The sequence below is a fragment of the Bacteroides sp. NGMCC 1.200775 genome, from assembly GCF_040798045.1.
GTDB classification, from domain to species: Bacteria; Bacteroidota; Bacteroidia; order Bacteroidales; family Bacteroidaceae; genus Bacteroides; species Bacteroides hominis.
In genome coordinates this window covers 16,722-40,809 of the sequence record NZ_JASCQK010000007.1, presented here as the reverse complement: position 1 = coordinate 40,809, position 24,088 = coordinate 16,722, and the positions used below count along the sequence as shown (strand labels likewise).

Annotated in this window: 16 protein-coding genes and 1 pseudogene; 9 read left to right on the top strand and 8 right to left on the bottom strand. The window is 49.4% G+C overall.

Annotation, left to right across the window (positions count from 1 at the left end; translation table 11 throughout):
* The first annotated feature begins 76 nt into the window (after window positions 1–76).
* Both QK890_RS16835 and QK890_RS16830 read left to right on the top strand, forming a co-directional pair.
* Window positions 77–1,798: a family 43 glycosylhydrolase gene (locus tag QK890_RS16835; RefSeq protein ID WP_032539166.1), complete on the top strand. Its 1,722-nt coding sequence runs from the start codon at window positions 77–79 to the stop codon at window positions 1,796–1,798.
* A 12-nt stretch (window positions 1,799–1,810) separates the two neighbouring features.
* Complete coding sequence (locus QK890_RS16830; protein WP_234191162.1) at window positions 1,811–2,584, top strand: dienelactone hydrolase family protein; 774 nt, start codon at window positions 1,811–1,813, stop codon at window positions 2,582–2,584.
* A 100-nt stretch (window positions 2,585–2,684) separates the two neighbouring features.
* Here the strand turns inward: QK890_RS16830 and QK890_RS16825 are convergent, their stop codons facing one another.
* From QK890_RS16825 to rpoN, 5 genes are all read right to left on the bottom strand, one after another.
* Window positions 2,685–4,529 carry a 4-hydroxy-3-methylbut-2-en-1-yl diphosphate synthase gene (locus tag QK890_RS16825; protein ID WP_195317397.1) on the bottom strand — a complete coding sequence of 615 codons (1,845 nt, stop codon included), beginning with the start codon at window positions 4,527–4,529 and terminating at the stop codon, window positions 2,685–2,687.
* A gap of 217 nt (window positions 4,530–4,746) precedes the next feature.
* Window positions 4,747–5,253, bottom strand: a complete 507-nt coding sequence (gene purE, locus QK890_RS16820; protein ID WP_005781966.1) for a 5-(carboxyamino)imidazole ribonucleotide mutase — start codon at window positions 5,251–5,253, stop codon at window positions 4,747–4,749.
* A 177-nt stretch (window positions 5,254–5,430) separates the two neighbouring features.
* Entirely contained in the window at window positions 5,431–5,811 is a 381-nt protein-coding gene (gcvH, locus tag QK890_RS16815; protein ID WP_005781967.1) for a glycine cleavage system protein GcvH, read from the bottom strand.
* 30 nt (window positions 5,812–5,841) lie between these two features.
* Window positions 5,842–6,522 carry a hypothetical protein gene (locus QK890_RS16810; protein WP_005781968.1) on the bottom strand — a complete coding sequence of 227 codons (681 nt, stop codon included), beginning with the start codon at window positions 6,520–6,522 and terminating at the stop codon, window positions 5,842–5,844.
* Window positions 6,523–6,551: 29 nt separating this feature from the next.
* A complete protein-coding gene (gene rpoN, locus QK890_RS16805) occupies window positions 6,552–8,030 on the bottom strand; it encodes an RNA polymerase factor sigma-54 (protein ID WP_005781969.1) in 1,479 nt (492 codons plus the stop codon).
* A 197-nt stretch (window positions 8,031–8,227) separates the two neighbouring features.
* Between rpoN and QK890_RS16800 the strand changes: the two genes are divergently transcribed.
* From QK890_RS16800 to QK890_RS16780, 5 genes and pseudogenes are all read left to right on the top strand, one after another.
* Window positions 8,228–9,601: an aminopeptidase P family protein gene (locus QK890_RS16800; protein ID WP_195317383.1), complete on the top strand. Its 1,374-nt coding sequence runs from the start codon at window positions 8,228–8,230 to the stop codon at window positions 9,599–9,601.
* A gap of 809 nt (window positions 9,602–10,410) precedes the next feature.
* A pseudogene (locus tag QK890_RS16795) lies at window positions 10,411–10,872 on the top strand (DNA-binding protein).
* Between the two features lie 402 nt (window positions 10,873–11,274).
* Window positions 11,275–13,212, top strand: coding sequence for a DUF3857 domain-containing transglutaminase family protein (locus QK890_RS16790; RefSeq protein ID WP_367627473.1), 1,938 nt, complete (start codon window positions 11,275–11,277; stop codon window positions 13,210–13,212).
* A gap of 16 nt (window positions 13,213–13,228) precedes the next feature.
* A complete protein-coding gene (locus QK890_RS16785) occupies window positions 13,229–14,809 on the top strand; it encodes a DUF3857 domain-containing protein (RefSeq protein WP_367627472.1) in 1,581 nt (526 codons plus the stop codon).
* 26 nt (window positions 14,810–14,835) lie between these two features.
* Entirely contained in the window at window positions 14,836–16,662 is a 1,827-nt protein-coding gene (locus QK890_RS16780) for an endonuclease/exonuclease/phosphatase family protein (protein ID WP_022012870.1), read from the top strand.
* Window positions 16,663–16,732: 70 nt separating this feature from the next.
* On the opposite strand, the gene QK890_RS16775 is transcribed toward QK890_RS16780, so the two are convergent.
* Window positions 16,733–18,286 carry a sensor histidine kinase gene (locus QK890_RS16775; RefSeq protein WP_367627471.1) on the bottom strand — a complete coding sequence of 518 codons (1,554 nt, stop codon included), beginning with the start codon at window positions 18,284–18,286 and terminating at the stop codon, window positions 16,733–16,735.
* 233 nt (window positions 18,287–18,519) lie between these two features.
* Entirely contained in the window at window positions 18,520–20,193 is a 1,674-nt protein-coding gene (locus QK890_RS16770) for a nucleoside kinase (RefSeq protein ID WP_122142246.1), read from the bottom strand.
* 83 nt (window positions 20,194–20,276) lie between these two features.
* On the opposite strand from QK890_RS16770, the gene QK890_RS16765 reads away from it, so the two are divergent.
* Window positions 20,277–21,974 carry a Na/Pi cotransporter family protein gene (locus QK890_RS16765; RefSeq protein ID WP_005781986.1) on the top strand — a complete coding sequence of 566 codons (1,698 nt, stop codon included), beginning with the start codon at window positions 20,277–20,279 and terminating at the stop codon, window positions 21,972–21,974.
* Window positions 21,975–22,084: 110 nt separating this feature from the next.
* Here QK890_RS16765 and rd read toward each other — a convergent pair whose 3' ends face one another.
* Window positions 22,085–22,246, bottom strand: a complete 162-nt coding sequence (gene rd, locus QK890_RS16760; protein ID WP_005781988.1) for a rubredoxin — start codon at window positions 22,244–22,246, stop codon at window positions 22,085–22,087.
* Window positions 22,247–22,379: 133 nt separating this feature from the next.
* Between rd and QK890_RS16755 the strand changes: the two genes are divergently transcribed.
* Window positions 22,380–24,053 carry an ATP-binding protein gene (locus QK890_RS16755; protein WP_032530778.1) on the top strand — a complete coding sequence of 558 codons (1,674 nt, stop codon included), beginning with the start codon at window positions 22,380–22,382 and terminating at the stop codon, window positions 24,051–24,053.
* The last annotated feature ends 35 nt before the right edge of the window (window positions 24,054–24,088 follow it).

Sequence of the window (24,088 nt, the reverse complement as noted above, 5' to 3'; positions counted from 1 at the left end):
AGAAATCCCATTAATAAAAAATCAAAACTCTGTGAGACTCTGTGTTACTCCGTGGTGAAAACATACCGTTACAACCATGAAACAGCTATTTCTCCTTTTACTCTTCTTCCTGTCCCCGGCTCTTGCTCCCGCACAGGATATGCGGCAGGATACCTACTGCAATCCGCTGAACATAGATTATACATATATGATCTATAACTCCGACAAGGACATCTCTTACCGTTCCGGTGCCGATCCGGCGGTGGTCAGGTTCCGCGGCGAATACTATATGTTCGTCACCCGCTCCAATGGCTACTGGCATTCTAAGGATCTGCTGAACTGGGACTTTATCACTCCCAAAAACTGGTATCCGCAGGGAAGCAACGCCCCCGCCGCCCATAACTACAAAGACTCTGTGCTCTACGTCACCGGCGATCCGTCCGGTTCGATGAGTATCCTTTACTCCGACGACCCGAAGCGGGGAGAATGGAAAGCCACCCCCGCCATCTTGCATAACCTGCAGGACCCGGACCTGTTTATCGACGATGACGGTCAGGCCTATATGTTCTGGGGATCGTCCAATATCTATCCCATCCGGGGAGTGGAGTTGGACAAGAATCACCGCTTTCTTCCCAAAGGAGAGGTGAAAGAGCTTTTCAACCTCGACATGCCCCGCCACGGTTGGGAACGTTTCGGCGAGAACCACAGCGACACGGTTCTGGGAGGTTATATCGAAGGTCCGTGGCTGACCAAGCACAACGGGAGATATTATATGCAGTACGGTGCTCCCGGCACTGAGTTCAATGTCTATGCCGACGGCGTTTATGTAGCCGATCATCCGATGGGGCCTTACACCTATCAGAAACACAACCCCGTGTCGTATAAACCGGGCGGATACATGAACGGTGCCGGACACGGAAGCACGGTCCAGGGCCCCGGCGGAGCGTACTGGCATTTTGCTTCGATGGCCCTTTCCATCAATGTCAACTGGGAACGCCGCCTCTGCATGTTTCCTGCCGGATTCGATAAAGACGGCATCATGTACGTAGATACCCGTTTCGGAGATTATCCACGTTATGCCCCCGCTGTGCCCGGCAAGAGGGGACGGTTCCGGGGATGGATGCTCCTGTCTTACCGCAAACCGGTGACAGCGTCTGCCGTGAAAGGCGGATTCGGACCTGCTGCGCTGACGGACGAGCTGACCAAGACCTTCTGGCTTGCTGAGGCGAACGATGAACGTCAGTGGGTGATGATCGATCTGGAGAACCCTGCCCGCGTTTGTGCCGTGCAGGTGAACTATCACGACTATCAGAGCGATATGTACGGCCGGATTCCCGGCTTGCGCCATCGCTACGTTATCGAGGGTTCTACCGACGGAGAGACCTGGAATACGCTGGTTGACCGCAAAAGCAGTTATAAGGACACACCGAATGACTATGTGGAGCTTGAGACTCCGGCCACGGTGCGTTACGTCCGGTATAGGAACATCGACGTACCCACTCCGAATCTGGCTATCTCCGAGTTGCGCGTATTCGGCCTCGGCTCCGGCAAAGCTCCCCGCCGTCCCGGCAAACTGACCCTTGACCGGCATGCCGACCGGCGGGACATCACCATCCGTTGGGAACCGGTGAAAGGTGCGCAGGGGTACAATGTGCTCTGGGGCATCGCTCCCGATAAGTTGTACAGTTCGTGGATGGTATACGACGGCACCGAGTTGCTCATGAAATCTCTGACCACCGACCAGGATTATTATTTCGCCGTGGAGGCCTTTAATGAAAATGGTGTATCTTTACCCTCCGAACCCCAATATGTAGAATAATCCCGAATAGCCATGAAACAGTTTGTTCTTTTCTTCCTCAGTCTCTTCCTGCTGACCGTGGGTGCCCGTTCGCAAGAGGCGTATCAGAAAAAAGTATTCATCTCCTCCCGGGGAGATTCGCTGAACTACCGTTTGCTTCGTCCGGAGTCGGAAAAGCCGGGGCAGCAATATCCTTTGGTGCTCTTTCTGCACGGTGCCGGCGAGCGGGGGAGCGACAACGAGAAACAATTGACACACGGTGGACAGATGTTTCTCAACCCCGTGAACCGTGAGAAGTATCCGGCATTTGTCCTCGTGCCTCAATGTCCGGAGAAGGATTACTGGGCATACGCCTCCCGCCCTTCTTCGTTCGTTCCTTCGGAGATGCCGGTGGGACAGGAGATCACTCCCATCTTACGTGCGGTAAAAGAATTGCTGGACACTTACCTCGATTTGCCTTCGGTGGATCGTGACTGCGTTTACGTAGTGGGTCTTTCTATGGGAGGCATGGCGACGTACGACCTTGCCATCCGCTTTCCGGATACATTCGCCGCCGCCGTCCCCATTTGCGGCACGGTGAATCCCGGACGCCTGGCCGATGCCGTGAGTGTCCGTTTCCGCATTTTCCATGGGGATGCCGATAACGTAGTGCCGGTAGAAGGCTCTCGCGAGGCTTATAAAGCGTTGAAGAAACTTGGAGCAGAGGTGGAATACGTCGAGTTTCCCGGTTGCAATCACGGCAGCTGGAATCCGGCTTTCAACTATCCCGGATTCATGGAGTGGCTCTTTGCCAGCCGAAAGAAGTAAGGTGCCAGGAGCTCACCCTTTCTTAATCCGTGGTGCTTTCTTTCTGTTGATTACTTATTCGTCGGCGGGACTAACTGTCTTCTTTGGGAGACGATCAGGATTAAGCCTTCTCTTCGTAGTCACCGTTTGCCTTAATCAGTTCGATCAGTTTTTCCACGGCTTCTTCTTCGGGAATATTCTTCTCGATGCACTCCTTCCGTTTGTAAAGGCTTACCTTGCCACGGCCGGCACCCACGTAGCCATAGTCGGCATCCGCCATCTCACCGGGTCCGTTGACGATACATCCCATGATGCCTATTTTCAGTCCCTTCAGGTGTGAGGTGGCTGCTTTGACACGGGCAATCGTACTTTGCAGGTTGAACAGTGTCCGTCCGCATCCCGGGCAAGAGATATACTCCGTCTTGCTGGTGCGGATGCGTCCCGCTTGCAGGATGCCGAAGGCGGTAGCGTCGATCACCGCATGGCTCAGTTCCCCTTGGTTAAAGAGATAAATGCCGTCACACAGACCGTCGAATATCAGTGCTCCCATGTCCGCACCGGCCTTGATTTGCAGATCTTCGGCTGCATTTTCGGAGTAGTGCTGGAAGAAGATGACTGGGTTCTGCAACCCTTCCACCGTCAGTTGATGGGCCAGCGCACGATGTTCGCCTACGCGGTTCGGGTGGTTGCTTTGCGAGATCACCACTACTTCGGGATGTCGTTTCAGGCAGGCCACTACCTCGTCCGTAAGTGCCATATAAGGAATGAAGAAGAACTTCAGTCCGGCGGCGCACGTTTCCATCAGCTCCAGTTGGGCATAATTGAAAGCGGGCCACGTGTCCGGTTCTCCTTTCCACACGTCGGCGTCGAGGATGTATTGCATACCTTTTTCCGGCTGTTCGGGCAGTTCACGTCCGGCGTAGATATAATCCGGCGTGAATTGCGGGTTGGTCTCCGTCCGTCCGTCCATGCGGTCGGCAAGCACTACCGGCAGATGGTCGCCGCCAATGTTCCGCACCGGTTGCGTTTTGCGCCTCGTCGGAGAGAGGTAGTTGAAGTCCGGTGCCTCCATGCCGGGGATGTATGGGTGATCCTGTCTCCCAACGATGTAGTCGACCAGTTTGCGTGCCACGGGAATTTCGGCTTCCGGCTCCTCACTCAGTGAGACGCGGATGGTGTCGCCCATTCCGTCGGACAATAAAGCACCGATGCCCAAGGCCGATTTGATGCGTCCGTCTTCTCCGTCGCCAGCTTCCGTCACACCCAGGTGAAGCGGGAATGCCATGCCTTCCTGTTCCATCACGGCCACCAGCAAGCGTACGGTTTTCACCATTACCACTGTGTTGGAGGCCTTGATCGAGATTACGACATCCGTGAACTTCTCGTCCACGCAGATGCGCAGGAATTCCATGCACGACTCTACCATACCTTCGGGTGTGTCGCCATAGCGGGACATGATGCGGTCGGACAGTGAACCGTGGTTCACGCCGATGCGTATGGCCGTATGATTTTCTTTGCAGATATTGAGGAAGGGAACGAAGCGGTCGCGTATCTTCTGCAGTTCGGCGGCATACTCCTCGTCGGTGTATTCCAGTTGCTTGAACGTGCGTCCCGGGTCTACGTAGTTGCCCGGATTGATGCGTACTTTCTCCGCATATCGGGCTGCCACGTCGGCTACCTTCGGGCTGAAGTGTACATCGGCCACAAGCGGAACCATGTATCCGTCACTGCGCAGTCCGATGTTGATGTTCATCAGGTTTTCGGCTTCTTTCACCCCTTGTGTGGTGAGGCGGACGTACTCTCCGCCGGCATCTACGATGCGCTTTGCCTGAGCCACACAAGCTTCGGTGTCCTGCGTGGCGGTATTGGTCATCGACTGGATTCGGATAGGGTTGGAGCCTCCCAACGGAGCAGCCCCGATGTTCACTTCCGAAGTTTCCCGCCGGGAGTAGTTGAATAAATCCATTTTGTTGTATGTAATTGGAGTCGCTTTACGACCGGACGATTTACTGCTTACGAGAGGAGTGTCGAAACTCACCACAGAGGACACAGAGTAACACTGAGTGAATTTAAACCATTGATTATCCATATTGATAATTTGTGAAAATCTGTGTAATCTGTGGTGAAAAGAGTTCCGCCTTCTCCCGTAACCGTAAACGGTAAATCGTCCGTCATAAATCTTCTCAGTTTGTTTTAAACTCGTATTTGATCTCTTTCAGTTCTTCATTAGCTTTTACGATCTTCTTTTTCAGCCCCTCCTTATAGGCAATGAATTTCGTTTCGAGTTCTTTGTTTTCCAATGAAAGCATTTGTACGGCAAGGATGGCAGCGTTCAATGCTCCGTTGATGCCTACGGTTGCCACAGGGATTCCCGGAGGCATCTGTACGATGGCCAGAAGCGCATCCATTCCGTCGAGAGACGACTTGATAGGTACACCGATTACCGGCAGCGAGGTGGAGGCGGCAATCACGCCCGGCAGGTGGGCGGCCATGCCGGCAGCGGCGATTATTACTTTAATGCCGCGTGAGCGGGCATTCTTGGCAAACTCTTCCACAGCTTCGGGAGTGCGGTGAGCCGAAAGCGCGTTCATTTCGAACGGCACGTGAAGGTCATTGAGCAACTGAGCGGCCTTCTCCATAACTGGAAGGTCGGAAGTGCTACCCATGATGATGCTTACAATTGGGGTCATATTGTTTTAATTATACGCTAAATGTTTTCTTTCTTTAGACTTGCATGGCTTAGAGGTTCACCACAGATTACACAGATTGGCACAGATTCTGATTTATCTCGTTAATATTTAAGATTAAAAGTTCTGTGTTAATCTGTGTAATCTGTGGTGAACCCGATTCGTCTCTGCTTTAAATCTTTATTCGTTCACCAATGCCTTGTAACTTTCTGCATTCAGCAGGTTGTCAAGGTCGGCAGCATTGGCAGGTTTCATTTTGATGAGCCAGCCTTCGCCGTATGGGTCTTTATTCACCAGCTCGGGGTTTTCTTCCAGTGCGGGGTTTTGTTCCAGCACTTCGCCTGCAACGGGCAGGAAGAGGTCGGAGATGGTCTTTACTACTTCGATGGTACCGAACACTTCGTTGGCTTCCAGGGTTTCACCTTCGGTAGGAATGTCGACAAATACGATGTCGCCCAGTTGTTCCTGTGCATAGTCGGTGATACCTACATAAGCTGTGTCGCCCTCAAGGCGGATCCATTCATGTTCGTTGGTGTACTTTACATTCTGTGGGAAGTTCATAATGATTAGTTTTTAGGATTGATACTATGTTTAAAATAAAAATATACGGAACAATACGTTGCTGAGCGGGTGGAGCACCAGCAGCGAGCAGACGAAACCGACGGTAAAGCCGGCAAGGACTTCGCCCAGCGTGTGATGTTGCAGGATGATGCGTGCCGAGCCTAATATCCCTGCTATGAGGATGAAGAGGCAGAGCCACCACACCGGGTTGTAGCTGAAGAGCGCACTGAACGATACCAGTCCGCCTACGATACCGCCCATGCCTGCCATGTGTTCGCTCAGCTTCCACTTCAGGTTGACAAAGATGCAGATGACCAGCACGACCAGCGAGGCCAGTATGATGCCTGTCATATACCAGGGGATGTTCAGTTTGTGCATCATCATCAGGCAGAAGACGTAGGAGATGATGGTGAGCAGGATCGGCACATAGCGTTTCTTGCGGTCGCTCAGGTCCTGGCGGGCAAAGCCGTTCACTTTGCGGAACAGGAAGATGGTCATGGTGGGCATCAGGATGGTGAAGCAGTAGACAATGCCCAATACGATGAGCTTGTACTGCAACGGCATGATGCGCAGGTAAGAGAACAGGAACAATACGAGGAAGGCCAGAAAGGGGATAGAGAATGGAGTCAGTATTCCCGAAATGATTCTGGCCGTACGGATCAGTGTCCTGTCAGCTATGATATGTTGCTCTATCTTCTCTTCTTCAGCCATTGGGTTTTGTTCTTTTTGATTATGCTTTTTTATTTTCTCAGTCTCGCCACCGGGATGTTGAGTTGCTGGCGGTACTTGGCCACCGTCCGGCGTGCGATGGGGTATCCTTTTTCTTTCAGTATTTCGGCCAGTTCATCGTCGGTCAGCGGTTTCTTTTTGTCCTCGCCGTCGATGCATTCTTTGAGGATTTTCCGTATCTCACGTACCGACATCTCTTCGCCGTCTCCGGTGGTATATCCGTCGCTGAAGAAGAACTTCAGGGGATAGATGCCGTAGTTGGTCTGTACATATTTGCTGTTGCTCACGCGCGAGATGGTCGATATGTCGAGTCCCGTACGTTCGGCCACGTCTTTGAGGATCATCGGGCGGAGCAGCGACTCGTCGCCTTCGAGGAAGAAGGGGCGTTGCAGGTCGATGATGGCCTGCATGGTGGTCATCAGCGTATTCTGGCGTTGCTTCACCGCGTCGATGAAGCCTTGCGCGGCATCCATCTTCTGTTTGAGGAACATCATGGCCTCTTTCGATTCTTTGGACTGGTTGGCCTTGTTCTTCGTATGTTCCTCCACCATCTCGGTGAAGTCGCGGCTCATGCGCAGTTCCGGCAGGTTCCGGTTGTTGAGGCTGATGTTGATGGTTCCGTCGTCGTAGGTATCGACGATGAAGTCGGGGACGATCTGTTGCAGGTTCCGTCCGATGGCTTCACCCAATGACGCACCCGGGCGCGGATTGAGCTTGGTGATCTCTTCGAGTGCCTTGTAGAAGTACTCTTCGTCCAGTCCGAGCTTCCTGATGATCTTCTCCCAATGCTTCCGGGTGAATTCTTCGTAGCACTCGCTGATGATCTCTTCTTCCGTTGCTAACAGGGGGTCCGCGGTATGCGGTTGTTTTTTCCGGCGGATCTGGATCAGCAGGCATTCTTGCAGGCTGCGTGCGCCGAGGCCGGGAGGGTCGAAGTCCTGTACGATTTTCAGGGCTTGTTCCAGTTCTTCTTCCGTCGCGTTGATGCCGGCATAGATGGCCAGTTCGTCGCCGATGCTTTCGAGCGACTTGCGGAGCAGGCCGTCATCGTCCAGCGAACCGATCAGGTATTCTGCCAGTTCGCGCTGATGTTCGGTCAGGTCGCGTTCGCCCAGTTGCTCTCTCAGGATTTCGTAGAATGACGTGGCATCCGAGAATGGGATCTCTTCCGCCTGCTCGCCTTTGGAGCGGTTGTTTTCCTGGAGTTTATAGTCGGGGATGTCATCTTCGGTCAGATAGTCGCTCAGAGAATCATAGTCCGTATCGCCTTCTGCTTCCCCTTCGGCGGTTTCGGCAGGGGTGGTTTCGTCGGAGGCGTTTTCTTCTTTGCCTTCTTCAAGGGCGGGATTCTCCAGCAGTTCGGCATGTACACGGTCTTCCAGTTCCACAGCCGGTAGCTCCAGTAGCTTCACTACCAGAATTTGCTGCGGTGAGAGCGTTTGTATCTGCTGCTGCGCCTGCGATTGTATCTGACGGGAACCTTGTGCCATACGTTGAATGCTTTACGTTTTTTTTGTTTCTCGCTACAAAAGTAATGAATTGTTCGATATAGCGAAATGATTTATCCGATAAAAGGAGTTAAAGGAGGAAACGGGCGGAGAAGGCGGCGGAATTAAAGCTTTCCATCTTCTTTGCCAATTCATCCTTTGTTTATATCTTTGCCTTCATAACTTAAATACATACCATTATGTTCAGCAAAGAGACATATATGCAGCGCAGAGCCCTGCTGAAAAAAACATTAGGCTCCGGAGTATTGTTGTTTTTGGGTAACGACGAGTGCGGGTTGAACTACGAGGACAATACGTTCCGCTATCGTCAGGATTCCACCTTTCTTTATTACTTCGGCCTTTCGTTTGCCGGACTTTCTGCTATAATCGACATTGATGAAGATAAGGAAATTATATTTGGCGACGAGCTTACCATCGACCACATCGTGTGGATGGGTACACAGCCGACGCTGAAGGAGAAGAGCCGGCGGGTGGGAGTCAGCATCACCATGCCTTCGGCGGACATCATCGGCTATCTGCACAAGGCGGTGCAAAAGGGCCAGGCCATCCATTACCTGCCTCCTTACCGTGCCGAACATAAGCTGAAACTGATGGACTGGCTGGGAGTGCCTCCCGCACGCCAGGAAGGGTCGGTGCCCTTTATCCGTGCGGTGATCGCACAGCGAAGTTACAAGTCGGCCGAGGAGGTTGTCGAAATCGAGAAGGCTTGTGACATCACGGCGGATATGCACATCACGGCCATGAAGATATTGCGTCCCGGCATGCGCGAATGGGAGGTATCGGCAGCCATGGAAGCGGTGGCACACGCCGCCGGAGGCGATCTTTCGTTCGCCACCATCGCTACGGTGAACGGACAGACACTTCACAACCACTATCACGGCAACACGGTGAAGCCGGGCGATCTGTTTCTGATCGATGCCGGTGCCGAGACGGAGATGGGATATGCCGGCGACATGTCGTCCACCATCCCTGCCGATAAGAAGTTCACGCAGCGGCAGCGCGAGGTTTACGAGATACAGAACGCCATGCATCTGGAGTCGGTGAAAGCACTCCGTCCGGGCATTCCTTATATGGACGTGTACGATTTGTCGGCACGCGTGATGGTCGAAGGCCTGAAAGGACTCGGACTGATGAAGGGAAATGCCGAAGACGCCGTACGTGAAGGCGCGCATGCCCTGTTCTATCCTCACGGATTAGGGCACATGATGGGGCTCGACGTGCACGATATGGAGAACCTGGGCGAACTCTGGGTGGGCTACAACGGACAGCCCAAGAGCACGCAGTTCGGCCGTAAGTCGCAGCGTCTCGCCATACCGTTGGAACCGGGCTTTGTGCATACCGTTGAGCCGGGTATTTATTTCATCCCCGAACTGATAGACTTGTGGAAGGGACAGAAGAAGTTTACCGACTTTATCAATTACGATAAAGTGGAGACGTACAAGGACTTCGGGGGCATTCGTAACGAAGAGGATTATCTGATTACGGAAACGGGGGCCCGCCGTTTAGGAAAGAAGATTCCGCTGACACCGGACGAGGTGGAAGCGCTAAGATAATTTTTTTTTCATTGTAGCATTGCTAAGATGTGAATCCAGGTGATGCACGTTTTATTTTATTTACTCGGATGAAAATCCGATTGTGATTTTAATTTGTGTTAATGTTGGGATTGTCCGGATGTGAATCCGGGCAATCTTTTTTTTTGCCGGTTTTAAAAAAAAAGAAAGAAAAGAGTTGCTTTTCCGGCTCGAATAGGATACCTTTGTACGTGCTTTAATAACACATTTTTCATAGCCAGTAATATTGCTAAGATGTGAATCCAAGTAATTTACTTTTTATAGACTGGTTCAGATAGCGATCTGAGCATGACAATAGATTTAAGTTAATATTGCAGATTGCCCGGATGCGAATCCGGGCAATCTTTTTTTTGCCGGTTCTTAAAAAAAGAAGGAAAAGAGTTGCTTTTCCAGTTTGAATAAAATACCTTTGTTAAAGATTTAAGGAATCTGTTTTCTGCAAATAAAAACGATTGTTGAAACAGAGGTCCTCCGTCTAAGAAAAAGAAACAGATAACACTTTATACATATCAAAAGCAGATATAGTTTAATTTTTTTTTTTTTTCATAATATTACCGCTACTAAGATGTGAATCCAGGTGACGGATTTAAGTTTTAAGATTTAATTTGAACCTTCTTCAAATTAATGATTCTATTGTTTGCCGATTGCCTGGATGTGAATCCGGGCAATCCTCTTTTTTGCCCGGTTCTTAAAAAAAAACAAAGAAAAGAATTGCTTTTTTAAATTTAACTAAATACCTTTGGAGGACATTAACAATTTTCTATTAACAACCTTTCTAAAATCTTAAAATCATGGGTGGACTATACTATAACTTGGCGTTACGAAATAGTGATGTGGCAAATAAAGATTCTGAAAAACTATATTATTGTGTCTTGAAGAACAGAGGCGTGGTAGATCAGGAAACATTAGTCAATTATCTGAGTTAGATATCCGGAGTTCAAGATGCCTTATGCCTGGCTGTGCTTTCCAAGTTGGGAGCAGCGATTACCAATTTCCTGAAAGACGGGCAGAGCGTGGAAATTCCACATTTGGGCTCTTTTAATCTGACGGTGAACAGCAGTGGAGTAAAAACACTTGATGAGGCAAAAGCATCGCAGATAAAGTCTATCAATCTGCGCTTTTCTTCTAAGGAAGAAGCTGACTTGGTATTAAGCCGATGCACACTGACCCGGAGTGTTTTGATGACCAATACAAATGATGTAATTAAAGAAAAGGATCCAAGCGGTGAAATCGTGGACGATCCCACTGCGTAATCAGTATAAAATATTTCACATGTAACTTTAGATAAGCCGCTGGAAACAGCGGCTTTTTTATTACAAATAGCTTTTTTGGCGAAAATTTCTTCCGAGAGTCTATATGTCGTTTCTTAGGCGATGACGAAACATCGCCTAAGCGATGAAAAATCATCGCTTAAGCGATGATTTTAAGGGGTCAAAACACCTCTTTTTTGTTTTTAGTAATATAATTTTATAACCTTCTTTTCTCGGTTTTAGTATTAAAAACGAACAGATGTAAAGCGTTCCTTCTACCGTCCGATACTTTATTTTCAAATACTTCTCCTGATACCTTTTGTTTTTATCCATCGATGTACTACTTTTGTCTGTTGCAGACAGAAAATAATGAAAACCATTCACAAATTATTCAATTCATAAACTATGCGTAAAATAAGCAATGTCCTCCGGGCAGCTTCATGTTGTACCTTCTCGCTGCTGATGTGCCTCCCGGCTGCCGGGCAGGATGCATGGAGCCAGGCAGACTGTGTGACCCTGCTGGACAGTACCGCGGTGACTGTACAGCCCAATGGCTCAGGTAGTTTCGTCGTGTACCGGTCCTTTAGAGTGCAGACCCCCAAAGGGGCAGTAAACAATCATGTGATCAAGTATGATTACGATCCGCTGACGGCGTTTGCCCGTTTCAAGCAGGTCACCTTGCAACGTGCCAATGGCGAAACAGTGCAGGTGGACGTAACGAAAACCTGCGATTATGCCGCTCCCGCACGGGCCATCTACTGGGGAGCCCGCCAGATTATGATCGAACTCGGAAGCCTGGAACCGGGCGATACCGTCTCTTACGAAATCAGTAAAAAAGGATTCACTTATGCCCTGCTGGCCGGGGGAGAGGACGATGACACGCGATTCATCCCGCCCATGCGGGGACAGTTCTATGACATCGTTCCCTTCTGGGTGGACCAGCCTACGCGGCGCAAAGTGTACACCGTCAGTATGCCGATGGAGAAGGAACTCCAGTTCCAGTTCTATAACGGGGCCTGCGCCTCGTCGATGCGTTACGAAGACGGACGCAAGGTGTATACCTTTGCCAAGAACGAGGTGCTCCCTTTCGGGCGTGAACCGAACATGGTCGATCTTTTTGATGAAGCTCCGAAGCTGATGATGTCTTCCACGCCGAGATGGGAAGATAAATCGCTCTGGTTTCATGACCTGAACGAGGCATACGGCAGTTTCGACGCCCTGCCCGAAGCGCAGCAGAAGGTGAACGAACTCATAAAAGGTAAAAAGACGGAGATGGAAAAGATCGCCGTGCTGACGCATTGGGTGGCCGACAATATCCGCTACGCCGGTATCAGCATGGGCGAGGGGGAGGGCTTTACGCTTCACAACACGAAGATGAACTACACCGACCGTTGCGGCGTATGCAAGGATATTGCCGGCACGCTGATCTCCTTCCTGCGTATGGCAGGTTTCGAGGCTTATCCGGCGATGACGATGGCGGGAAGCCGCATCGAGAGCATTCCGGCCGATCATTTCAACCATTGCGTGGCAGTGGTGAAGTTGGCGAATGGGATGTATATCCCTCTCGATCCTACCTGGGTGCCGTTCTGCCGCGAGCTGTGGAGCAGCGCCGAACAGCAACAGAACTATCTGCCGGGCATTCCGGGAGGTTCCGATTTGTGCCTGACTCCCGTGTCGGCTCCCGAAAACCATTACGTGCGCATCGTCGCCGAAAATAAACTGGACGCGAAGGGAACGCTGCGGGGCACGTTCTCGATCACTGCCGAGGGACAGTCGGACAGCAGCATCCGCCGCATCTTCACCCAAGGATGGCAGACCGAATGGCAAAGCACGATGGAAAGCCAGTTGCTCAGTGTTTCCCCCCGGGCCCGCATGTTGAAAGTAGATTACGGAAGTGCGCCGAAAGATTATCAGGCGGGACCTATCCGCATCACGTTCCGTTACGAGATCCCCGATTATGCGCTTGCGGGCGACGGCGAACTGTTGCTGAAACCGATGGTGATGAACAATCTCTATACCAGTGTTCTCTCGTTCCTGCGCATCGACACCGATTTGGAAACCCGCCGGTATGGCTTCCGTGACGCTTGTTCACGTCTGGTGGAGCTGGACGAGGTGATTACTTTACCCCGGGGATACCGCTTGGCGGGACAATCGCGGAGCGAACAGAGGACCAGTCCGGCAGCCGACTTTGAGGGGGCGTTGCGGCAGGATGGCAACAAGCTGGTGCTGAAGCAGAAACTTGCCCTGAAGAAGCGCATATACCGAGCTGCCGACTGGGAAGGATTCCGTTCGGCGGTGAATGCCTACAAGAGCTTTGCGGATTATTTGATTGTTAAACCTTAAAAAAGATTGCCGTCACATGACAAAAATACATACCCTTCTGCTCCTTTGCCTGTTTGCGCTGGTTCTTCCGGTCGCCGGTCAGGAAGCGGAATTCAAGAAAATAAAAGAAAGCTGGACGTTGCGGGCCGATGGTTCGCAGGTCTATCGTCACATGAAAGTCCTGACACTGTATACCCATACAGCCATGAACCGCACCTATGGTGAGTCGTTCATTACGTACGATCCCCGTTATCAGACCTTGGAGATCCACGAATCGTATACCCGGCAGAAAGACGGGAACATCGTGAAGACACCCGATAATGCTTTTGTCGAAGTTCTTCCTGCGGCGGCAGCCAATGCCCCGGCATTCAACGCTCTGCGGGAGATGGTAGTGGTGCACACCGGGCTGGAATTAGGTGCTACCGTTTATCTGGATTACTCCATCACGAGCAAGCCCGGATATCTGCCGGAAATCAACGTCTGCCGCCAGTTGGAACAGTCTTCTCCGGTGAAAGAGTACGAAATCAGCATTACTGTTCCCCAAGGACAACGGCTGGAATATGCACTCGACAACCTGAAGTCGAAACCTCTCGTCACCGAGAAAGAAGGCATGAAGCAGGTCAGCTGGGTACTGAAAAACCTCCCTGCCCTCAGCCGCGAACCGCAAGTGTCGGTGATCGGCGGTGAGTTGCCTTTGCTGACCGCTACGACGGAACAGAAACCGATGGCGTTCCTCTCCGCACAGTGGGAGCGGGAGGCGGATGCCCGGCTTCGCACCCTTGCCGGAAAACTGACTGCCGGCGCGAAGAGCGATGAAGAGAAAGTGAAAGCCTTACACAGCTACGTGATCGACAATCTTTATTACTCACCTCTCCCGTTGAGCGAAACCGCTTATCGCATCCGTCCCACTGCCGAGGTGCTCCGTTCGGCCTATGCCACCGAGGCCGAGAAAGCGAATCTGCTGGCTGCCGGCCTGAGGGCTGCCGGCCTGAAAGCCGAGATCGGGGCGGTCTGCGTTCCGTCCGCGAACACCGCATCTTTGGGGATGGGCAGTATCCGCGAACTGTTTGTGTGGACCGAAGCCGGAGGCAGGCAGCAAGCCCTGTCCCTGAAAGGCAAAACCCCCTCCGCCGTCTCCTGGCAGAAAGATCATGCCTACGTGGCCATGCTGACACAGCCATTTGAACTGAATCTTCCGTCCGCGGCTCTCAATAAGGAATATACCTTGCAGCCCGATAAGGCGAAAGCCAAAGACGGATATCTGGTCTTCACACTCCCGGCAGAGCGGGGAAGCCTCGCCAATTCTCAGTATGTCCGCTATAACAGCAAGCGCACCTCCAACCTTTTGTTGCCCGGAGCGGCGGACGAGACTTTCACCTATCTGGCAGAGACTCCCGAGGACATGCGGCTGGCTACTCCGGCGATGGAGAAGAAGATAGACAACGCCGTAGGCACGCTAATCATTTCCATCCTCCCCGAAGGCGGACAGACGCGGGTGGTCCGGAGCCTGAAACTGAAAAAACAAATGATCCGTCCGGCCGATTATGCTGCTTTCCGTCAGCTGATGATAGAGTATGGGGCGGTGGACGGACGGACACTCGTGTATAAAAGCAAATAAATAAAACCCGATAAACAAACAGACCCATGAAAAAACTTGTATTACTCTTATTCTCTGCACTCTTTGTGCTGTCGGCCCAGGCCGGGGATGTCCTGCGGCTGATGACCTACAACGTCCGCAATGCCAGAGGCATGGACAATAGCTGCAACTACCAGCGCGTGGCCAATGTGATCAACAATGCCCGTCCGGATGTCGTTGCTGTTCAGGAACTGGACAGCATGACCGCCCGGAGCAATGGGACGGATGTCCTCCGGGAACTGGCGGAACGCACTCAGCTGCATCCCTACTTCGCTCCTGCCATCGATTATGACGGGGGAAAATACGGAATCGGCCTGCTCGCGAAAGAAGCCCCGTTGCGCCTGCAAACCTTTGCTTTACCGGGACGTGAAGAGGCGCGGACGCTGATTGTTGCCGAGTTTCCCGAATACATCTTTGGCTGCACGCATCTCTCTCTGACGGAAGAAGACAGGATGAAGTCACTCGAGATCCTGAAATCGGTTGCCGTTTCTGCCGAAAAGCCCTTCTTCCTTGCCGGCGACTTCAATTCCGATGCCGGTTCCGGTTTCATCAAAGAACTGAAGAATACCTTCCAGGTACTTTCCAACCCCAAGCAACCTACTTATCCCGCTTCCGAACCGAAAGAGACGTTGGATTACCTGATTGCGCTTAAACAGGAAAAACCTACTTTCGTTGTTAATTCCGCCCGGGTTATCGACGAACCGTTGGCATCCGATCACCGACCGTTGTTGGTGGAAGTGCGGATGGCAGTGCCCGAAGACCGCATCTGCCGTACCAAACCCTATCTGCAAAACCCGGTCGGGGGCGGAATCACCGTAATGTGGCAAACCAACGTGCCGGCTTATTGCTGGGTGGAATATGGCACAGACCCCTCAAACCTAAAGCGGGCACGTACTCTTCTCGACGGGCAAGTCGTTTGCGGCAATACTCTCCATAAGATTCGCCTTGACAGTTTGCAACCCGGACAGAAGTATTACTATCGGGCTTGTTCGCAGGAGATTCTGCTTTACCAGGCTTACAAAAAAGTATTTGGTAATACTGCCCGTACAGAGCTTAAAGAATTTACCTTGCCGGCCGATGGTGGAGACAGCTTCACGGCCGTCGTCTTCAATGACCTGCACAAGCAGTCAAAAACCTTTCAGGCGTTGTGCAGCCAGATCAAGGGGGTGGACTATGATTTCGTAGTCTTCAACGGTGATTGCGTGGACGATCCCGCCAACCACGATCAGGCAACGGCCTTCATCAGCGAACTGACCGAAGGAGTGGAGGGCGACCGCGTTCCTGTTTTCTTCATGCGGGGCAACCATGAAATCCGGAATGCGTATTCGGTCGGGCTGCACAGCCTGTTCGACTATGTGGGCGATAAGACTTACGGAGCCTTCAACTGGGGAGACACGCGCATCGTAATGCTCGACTGCGGTGAAGATAAACCCGATGACCATTGGGTCTATTACGGATTGAACGATTTTACGAAGTTGCGTAATGATCAGGTGGGATTCCTCAAGAAAGAACTCGCTTCCAAAGAGTTCAGGAAGGCCGGCAAGCGGATTCTGATTCATCACATCCCGCTTTATGGCAATGATTACGAGAACCTGTGTTCGGGACTTTGGGGGAAACTCCTGGAGAAAGCTCCCTTCAATGTCTGTCTGAATGCGCATACACATGAATACGCTTATCACCCCAAAGGCAGTCTTGGCAATAACTTCCCGGTCATTATCGGTGGTGGTTATAGCATGAAAAGCGCAACGGTGATGGTGATCGAGAAAAAGAAAGATGTGCTTAAAGTGAAGGTACTCAACACCCAAGGAGAAGTGTTGTTGGAACTTACAGTTTAATGACAGGCTCCGGTTCGATAGGCGTAAAAACAACAGAGGGCTTTTGATGCAGCCCTCTGTTGTTTTTTTATTATGTGTGCAGCTCGAGTACGAACCGGCTTCCTTTGGTGTAGCTTGTGTCCAATGTCAGGCTTCCGTTCATCTTGGTAGCTATCAGGGCACAGATAGGCAGTCCCAGTCCGTCTCCTTCCGTCAGGTCTTTAATCTCCGTGAAAGGTTTGAACAGGTTCTCTTGTTTTTCGGCAGGAATACCCGTGCCGGTATCCGAGATGATGAACTGATGTGTATGCGCGCCTCTCTTCTTGAAGTCGAGGAAGATCTTTCCGCTTTCGGTATATTCCGCCGCATTCTTCAGCAGGTGAATCAGTATCCGTTCCAGTTGTTCCGGGTTGGTCTTGATCTGGAGTTTGGCGGCATTCACTACGGTCGACACTTCAGGTTGCACCAGCTCTTTCACCTTATCCATGGTAGCTTCGCAGAAAGTATTTACGTTGATCTCCTTCATCTCGTAAGGCTCGGTCAGGGAGTTCTCCAGTGTAGAAAGCTCCTGTATGTCGTTACTGAACTTCTTCAGGGCGGCTACCTGTCCCTGCATCTGTTGTGCCTGTTGGGGCGCCTTGCCCGATAGTTCGGCAGCAGAAGCGGCCAGTGTATCCAGCGTTGGTTCCATTTGTGCGGAGATGTTCTGGATGAACTTTGTTTTCTGTTCGTTGTGTTCATTGGCTATCTGTACGCTCTTCTTCAGTTTGCGGTTTCCGGCAATGAAGCGGAGCAGCACGATGGCAACGAAGATCAGTCCGGCTATCAGGATGACGACAAGCGTACATAGCCCGACAATCATATACTGTTTTCCGGACAGCGTATCGTCTTTTTCCTGAATGATCTGCTGGCTTTCGTCATATTTGCGTTTCAACACGTTCAGTTCATCTTGTGCTGTCAGCGCTTTCACCGAGTCGGTCCAGACAATGAAGTTCTCGTACGTGCGGGCCACCAAGGAGGCATTGTTTGACTTACGGCCGATGGCAATCAGGTTCTTATAGCATTCGTTTACCTTTTCGTAGTTCTTCTGGGCTTTGTATTGATTGATCAATTTCCGGAAGCAGGCGTCCCCTTGTGCGTTTTGGCCGAAAGTGTAGTAATAGTTTGCCTGCGTGTACAGGAGGTTCTCACTTAGCGAATCGTTCTTTGCCTGGCCGGCGGTTTCCGCCAGTTTGTCCAACTGTGCTTTGGCTTGTGCGGCATTCTTCAGCCCGATATACATTTGTAATCTCTCTTTGGTGATTTGAAAGCGCAACGGATAGAATTGCTTCTGCTCCTTTTGTTCGCCCGCCCAGACTAACTGTTCCATTCCCCTGCAGAGGTCGAATGCTTCTTTATAATAATTCTCACGATGGTAAAGAGCAGCTCCCTGAATTCCACATTCCACGGCTTTCGGATAGTTTTCTTGTGCCGCGAAGGCGCCATAGGCTTGGATGAAAAGATAACGCGCTTTGGTATATTCTTTTTGTTCCAGACTGCTTTGCGCTTGTTTCATCAGTTCATTTGCTCTGTTTTGTGTGCCTTGTGCATCGACGATTGTGCTAAAACAAACGAGGATGGTCAGGATTAAAGTCGATATTTTCATACGATATGGTTTTAAACAGTGACAAAGTTAAAAAATCTTTGTAAGAACCTCTCACTTACCCCTTTTATTTTTCATTTCTTCCTCAATTCTTCCTCTGAGAGTTATGACAGGCATTGCCGGCTGATGGGGTGGTGGATAGTATTTGATAACTCAAGCATAGATTTTACAAATATTACTCTCTTCCGGAGTTGTATTTGTAAAGTCTATGTCTGAAAAGATTGGGATGTGTCTTTTTAATATTTGAAGCTGCTTCCTCCCAGGAACTCTCTAAGAAGTGAGGTCGGAGGAATCTCCTTATCCTGTACCGGAGTGAAATATTTGATAAACTTCAGCAACCGGTATGCTTCGGCATATTCCGGGCAGTTACGTGGCACGCTGGTCAAGATGGGTTCGGCATGGCAGCGGAGCACGGCAAATTCAAATAACAGGGCAGAGTTGAACATCACGTCGGCATTCTCCTGGTAGGGGAAAATCCACTTGTCTTCTCCGGCACGCACGCTGGGCCAGCGCGAAATGGTTTCCTGCGCAGAATAGCCACGATAGTTGAAATCACGGATAATGCGGCGTAAAAGCCGGTTGTCCGTGGTCGGAATCCAGTTATGGTCGTCCAGGGAGATGGTTGTCAGAGCAGATACATAGATTTTATATTTACTCTCTGCCGGGATTTGTGGGGTGAGTTCCGGGTTCAGGGCATGAATCCCTTCAAGAATCAATACCGTATGTTCGTCAATCCGCAGTTTGTCACCTTTATATTCTTTCTTTCCCAGCATGAAGTTGTAGCGGGGCAGTTCTACTTCCTCACCACGCAGCAGAGCTTGCAGTTGCGCGTTGAATAATTCCAGGTCGAGGGCATAGAGCGATTCATAATCATAATTGCCGTTTTCATCCAATGGAGTTTCTTCCCGGTCTACAAAGTAGTTGTCCAGTGAGATGGGATAAGGCTTTAACCCGTTTGTCATCAGCTGGATGGAGAGCCGCTTGCTGAAGGTGGTTTTGCCGGATGATGACGGTCCGGAGATCAATACCAGTTTTACACGGTTCCCGTTTTCTCCCCGGTGGAAGATGCTGTCGGCTATTTGTGCTATTTTCTTTTCCTGCAGTGCTTCTGCCACATTTATCAGGTCGGTGGCATGTCCTTCTTCGCAGGCTATGTTGAAATCTCCCACATTGTTCAGCCCCATAATGTAGTTCCAGCGCAAATGCTCTTTGAAGACATCGAGCATCTTCTCCTGTTTTACTACCTCTTCCAGTACTGCCGGGTTTTCTTTGTTGGGAATACGCAGCAACAGTCCGTCATAATACTTAACGAGGTCGAACAGATGAATAAATCCCGTACTTGGGAGCAAATTACCATAATAATAGTCCGCAGTGCCACCCAAAGTATAATAATAGGTATAGATGGAGCCGGAAGACTCAAGCAGTTTCACTTTATCATTCATGCCCCGCTCGCTGAATACGCGTACGGCTTCGGTGGTGTGGCATTCGATACGGTGGTAAGTGATATTCTCCGTAATGATTTCCTGCATGCGTTTCTTTATTTGCGACACATCCTCCAGAGTGATGGCCCGGCCGATGCGCAGATTGCAGAAGTATCCCTTGGATACGGGGTGCTCTACAAAAAGTTTGCCATTCGGAAAGAGTTCGCTGACTGCCTTGTAGAGTACAAAACAAAGAGAACGTACATATGTACGCATCCCCGAAGAATCTCTTACATCCAGAAACTCTACATCCTTATTGTTATATACACGAAAGTTGAGTCCTTCAGAACGATTATTTACTTTAGCACTGACTACCTGATAAGGAAAATTAAGATTGAAACCGTAATAAATATCCAAAAGTGAGCTTCCAATAGGGAATTCTTTAGAAATATTATTATTTTTGCAATATATTTGTAACATCTGTTTCATTTCACGTCGTTTAGGGGTGAATAGTACGGATAAATATATCACATAATTGCTAAGAAGACAAACAACCACTAAAATAATTATAGATGGAATATTCTTTTTATGATTTTTTAAAGCTCATTGGCTCATTAGGACTTTTTCTTTATGGAATGAAAATCATGAGCGAGGGCTTACAGAAAGTCGCAGGTGACAGATTGCGAGGAATCCTGACAGCAATGACCACGAACCGGGTAACGGGAGTTTTAACAGGAGTGTTGATCACCGCCCTTATCCAGTCTTCTTCGGCAACGACGGTGATGGTGGTCAGTTTTGTAAATGCCGGTTTGCTGACTTTGGCCGAGTCCATTAGTGTGATAATGGGTGCCAATATCGGTACGACAGTCACCGCCTGGATCATTTCCATTTTTGGGTTTAAAGTTGATATGGCTGCTTTTGCCCTCCCTCTTTTAGCCATTGCCCTTCCCCTTATTTTTTCCGGTAAAAGTAACCGTAAGTCTGTCGGTGAATTCATTTTTGGTTTTTCTTTCCTTTTTATGGGGCTTTCGTATCTTAAAGCAAACGCGCCCGACCTGAATGCCAATCCGGAAATGCTTGCTTTCGTGCAGAACTATACCGATATGGGATTCTTCTCCGTTCTGCTCTTTCTATTTATCGGTACTATTCTCACTATGATCGTGCAGGCGTCTGCCGCAACGATGGCTATCACTTTAATTATGTGCGCCAACGGATGGATCAGCCTGGAGCTTGGTGCTGCATTGGTGCTGGGTGAGAATATCGGAACTACGATTACAGCAAACCTGGCTGCCTTGACAGCCAATTCACAAGCGAAGCGAGCTGCTTTGGCCCATTTCGTTTTCAACGTTTTCGGTGTGATTTGGGTATTGATTATTTTTCATCCCTTTATGGTATTTGTCAATTGGGTGGTGGATACCTTCTTCCATCCGGGAAGTGCCGAGGTAGCGATTTCTTATAAGTTGTCTGCTTTCCACTCTATCTTTAATATATGTAACGTCTGCCTGCTGATCTGGGGAGTGAAACTGATTGAACGTACCGTGTGTGCCATTATTCGTCCGAAAGAAGAAGACGAAGAGCCGCGTTTGCGTTTCATTACCGGTGGCATGCTTTCCACGGCCGAACTTTCGATACTTCAGGCCCGCAAGGAAATCCATTTGTTCTCCGAACGTATTCACCGTATGTTCGGCATGGTGCAGGATCTGCTGCATACGGAGAAAGATGACGACTTCAATAAATTATTCAGCCGGATTGAAAAGTATGAGAATATCAGCGATAACATGGAGCTGGAGATAGCCAATTACCTGAATCAAGTGTCCGAGGGACGATTAAGTTCGGAAAGTAAGCTTCAGATACGTGCCATGCTCCGTGAGGTAACCGAGATTGAAAGCATCGGCGACAGTTGTTATAACCTGGCACGTACCATCACCCGGAAGCGACAGACAAATCAGGATTTTACAGAGAAGCAGTATGAACACATTCACTTCATGATGAAGCTGACGAACGATGCCCTGTCACAAATGATTGTCGTGGTTGAGAAACCCGAGCATCAGAGTATCGATGTCAATAAGTCGTTCAATATTGAAAATGAAATAAATAACTATCGTAATCAACTGAAGAATCAGAACATCCTGGATGTGAACAATAAAGAATATGATTATCAGATGGGTGTTTATTATATGGATATTATTGCTGAATGCGAGAAGCTTGGTGACTATGTGGTAAATGTAGTGGAAGCAAGCAGTGACGTAAAAGAAAAGAAAGCATCTTAACTGGCCGATGAACCGTGAACGATGAACTATAAATGATGAGTAAAGTGTGATTGGTACACTGCGGCTCATCGTTTATCGTTCATCGTTCAAAAACGTCCGTTGTTTATAAGTTATCCATTATACGGTTCGAAATCTTCTTTCCCAACTCCACAAAGGGGGCATACCCAATCATCAGGGATATCTTCAAACTGTGTTCCTGGTTCGATTCCGCTTTCCGGATCACCTGTCTCCGGATCGTAAATATAATCACAAACGGTGCAAATGTACTTCATGTCGTCTCTTTTTTTAAAGTTTATGCAAATATAACAAAAGGATTGGATATATTGTTCACTTATTTTTTCTTTTTGGTTAATAAAACACTACCTTTGCCATAACAACAAAGCATTAATCAAGCAGTTATAAATTATGATGTGGCAGATTGTATTAATAGGGGTATGTGTCTCTTTTCTGGGAGCATTTCTGTGGGAAAGAAGAAAACGTAAGTTTATGCAATCTGCATCAGACCGGAAACTGGAGAATGTAAATCGCTTGTTTGATGCTATCCTAACGCACATTCATGCTTATGTCCTTGTTATCGATTCTGATTTTAAAGTCCTGAAAACAAATTATTATGATTTGACTCACCTCAATCCTGATGGTAAAGAAAAGCGCGTCGGTGATTTATTGCAATGTCAGAATGCATTGTCTGCCAAGGGAGGATGCGGAACCCATGCTTTTTGTCAGGAATGTCCTGTAAGAGGGGCTATCGGGGCTGCTTTTCGTCAGAAGAGCGAGTTTACCGATCTGCAGTCTTCACTGAATATTGCCATAGGCGAAGATGAATTTATAAAATGCAACGTAATGATTTCGGGAGTTTTTATGACTCTGGATGGTGAAGACCGTATGGTACTGACGGTGCATGACATCACTTCCATCAAACATACGGAAGAGGCGCTGGCCGAGGCTAAGGAGAAAGCCGAAAACGCCGATCGTTCCAAGTCAGCCTTCCTTGCCAACATGAGCCATGAGATCCGTACTCCATTGAATGCCATCGTTGGTTTCTCCGAACTGCTGGCTGCTGCCACCGAGGAAAAGGAAAAGCAGAAATATCTGGAAATACTCCATACGAATAGTGAACTCCTATTGCAATTGGTGAATGACATTCTCGATTTATCGAAGATTGAGGCTGGTACATTAGAGTTTGTGTATTCCGACGTAGACATCAACCTGTTGCTGGCCGATCTGGAACAGTTGTTCCACATGAAGATCGGTTATGATTCGCCTGTACAGATAATTACCGAGGCCGGATTACCCTCATGCATGGTTCATTCCGACCGGAACCGTATCGCCCAGGTTGTATCCAATTTTGTTTCTAATGCAATCAAGTTTACCACAGAAGGCAGCATTCGTATCGGATATAAGCCTTGCGAGAATGGACTTCGGTTTTATGTCACCGATACTGGTTCGGGCATTTCAGCAGATAAGCTGGGAGGTGTATTCGACCGTTTCGTACGTCTGCAGAGTGATAAAAACGGCACCGGGCTGGGACTTTCCATCTGTAAGACGATTGTGAATAAACTGGGTGGGGAAATCGGAGCTGAATCGGTGGTAGGCCAGGGGAGTACTTTCTGGTTTACCTTGCCCGAACATTCGGATATCAAACCTAAGGTAATTATTGAAAAAGAACAGGAGAGACCGTCTTCTGTTGTGTCGGTTCCTGCCGCGGGGGTAAACGGTGATAAGAAACTGACAGTATTGGTGGCAGAAGATATGGAAGATAATTATCGCCTTTGTGAAGCCATCCTTGCTTCCCGTTACGAACTCTATTGGGCACATAATGGTGAAGAAGCCATTTCCCTTTTCCTGAAAAACCAGCCCGATATCATCTTGATGGATATTCGTATGCCCGAGGTGAACGGTTATGAAGCTACGGAGGCTATCCGGCAAATGTCGGCTACTGTGCCTATCATTGCTCTCACAGCCTTTGCTTACGAAGAAGACCGCCAAAAGATTATGCAGAGTGGCTTTACCGATTTCCTGACGAAGCCTATTTCATCGAGAATCTTGTTGGGAAAACTGGAATCCTTAAAAAAGATTTAAGAAACATTCTATACCGGATTTATGTTGTATTTTTG

What these genes read in the sequence shown, in the direction of transcription:
- QK890_RS16835 (WP_032539166.1), top strand. Translation starts at nt 77, where the DNA reads ATGAAACAGCTATTTCTCCTTTTACTCTTCTTCCTGTCCCCGGCTCTT.
- QK890_RS16830 (WP_234191162.1), top strand. Translation starts at nt 1,811, where the DNA reads ATGAAACAGTTTGTTCTTTTCTTCCTCAGTCTCTTCCTGCTGACCGTG.
- QK890_RS16825 (WP_195317397.1), bottom strand. Translation starts at nt 4,529, where the DNA reads ATGGATTTATTCAACTACTCCCGGCGGGAAACTTCGGAAGTGAACATC.
- purE (WP_005781966.1), bottom strand. Translation starts at nt 5,253, where the DNA reads ATGACCCCAATTGTAAGCATCATCATGGGTAGCACTTCCGACCTTCCA.
- gcvH (WP_005781967.1), bottom strand. Translation starts at nt 5,811, where the DNA reads ATGAACTTCCCACAGAATGTAAAGTACACCAACGAACATGAATGGATC.
- QK890_RS16810 (WP_005781968.1), bottom strand. Translation starts at nt 6,522, where the DNA reads ATGGCTGAAGAAGAGAAGATAGAGCAACATATCATAGCTGACAGGACA.
- rpoN (WP_005781969.1), bottom strand. Translation starts at nt 8,030, where the DNA reads ATGGCACAAGGTTCCCGTCAGATACAATCGCAGGCGCAGCAGCAGATA.
- QK890_RS16800 (WP_195317383.1), top strand. Translation starts at nt 8,228, where the DNA reads ATGTTCAGCAAAGAGACATATATGCAGCGCAGAGCCCTGCTGAAAAAA.
- QK890_RS16790 (WP_367627473.1), top strand. Translation starts at nt 11,275, where the DNA reads ATGCGTAAAATAAGCAATGTCCTCCGGGCAGCTTCATGTTGTACCTTC.
- QK890_RS16785 (WP_367627472.1), top strand. Translation starts at nt 13,229, where the DNA reads ATGACAAAAATACATACCCTTCTGCTCCTTTGCCTGTTTGCGCTGGTT.
- QK890_RS16780 (WP_022012870.1), top strand. Translation starts at nt 14,836, where the DNA reads ATGAAAAAACTTGTATTACTCTTATTCTCTGCACTCTTTGTGCTGTCG.
- QK890_RS16775 (WP_367627471.1), bottom strand. Translation starts at nt 18,286, where the DNA reads ATGAAAATATCGACTTTAATCCTGACCATCCTCGTTTGTTTTAGCACA.
- QK890_RS16770 (WP_122142246.1), bottom strand. Translation starts at nt 20,193, where the DNA reads ATGAAACAGATGTTACAAATATATTGCAAAAATAATAATATTTCTAAA.
- QK890_RS16765 (WP_005781986.1), top strand. Translation starts at nt 20,277, where the DNA reads ATGGAATATTCTTTTTATGATTTTTTAAAGCTCATTGGCTCATTAGGA.
- rd (WP_005781988.1), bottom strand. Translation starts at nt 22,246, where the DNA reads ATGAAGTACATTTGCACCGTTTGTGATTATATTTACGATCCGGAGACA.
- QK890_RS16755 (WP_032530778.1), top strand. Translation starts at nt 22,380, where the DNA reads ATGATGTGGCAGATTGTATTAATAGGGGTATGTGTCTCTTTTCTGGGA.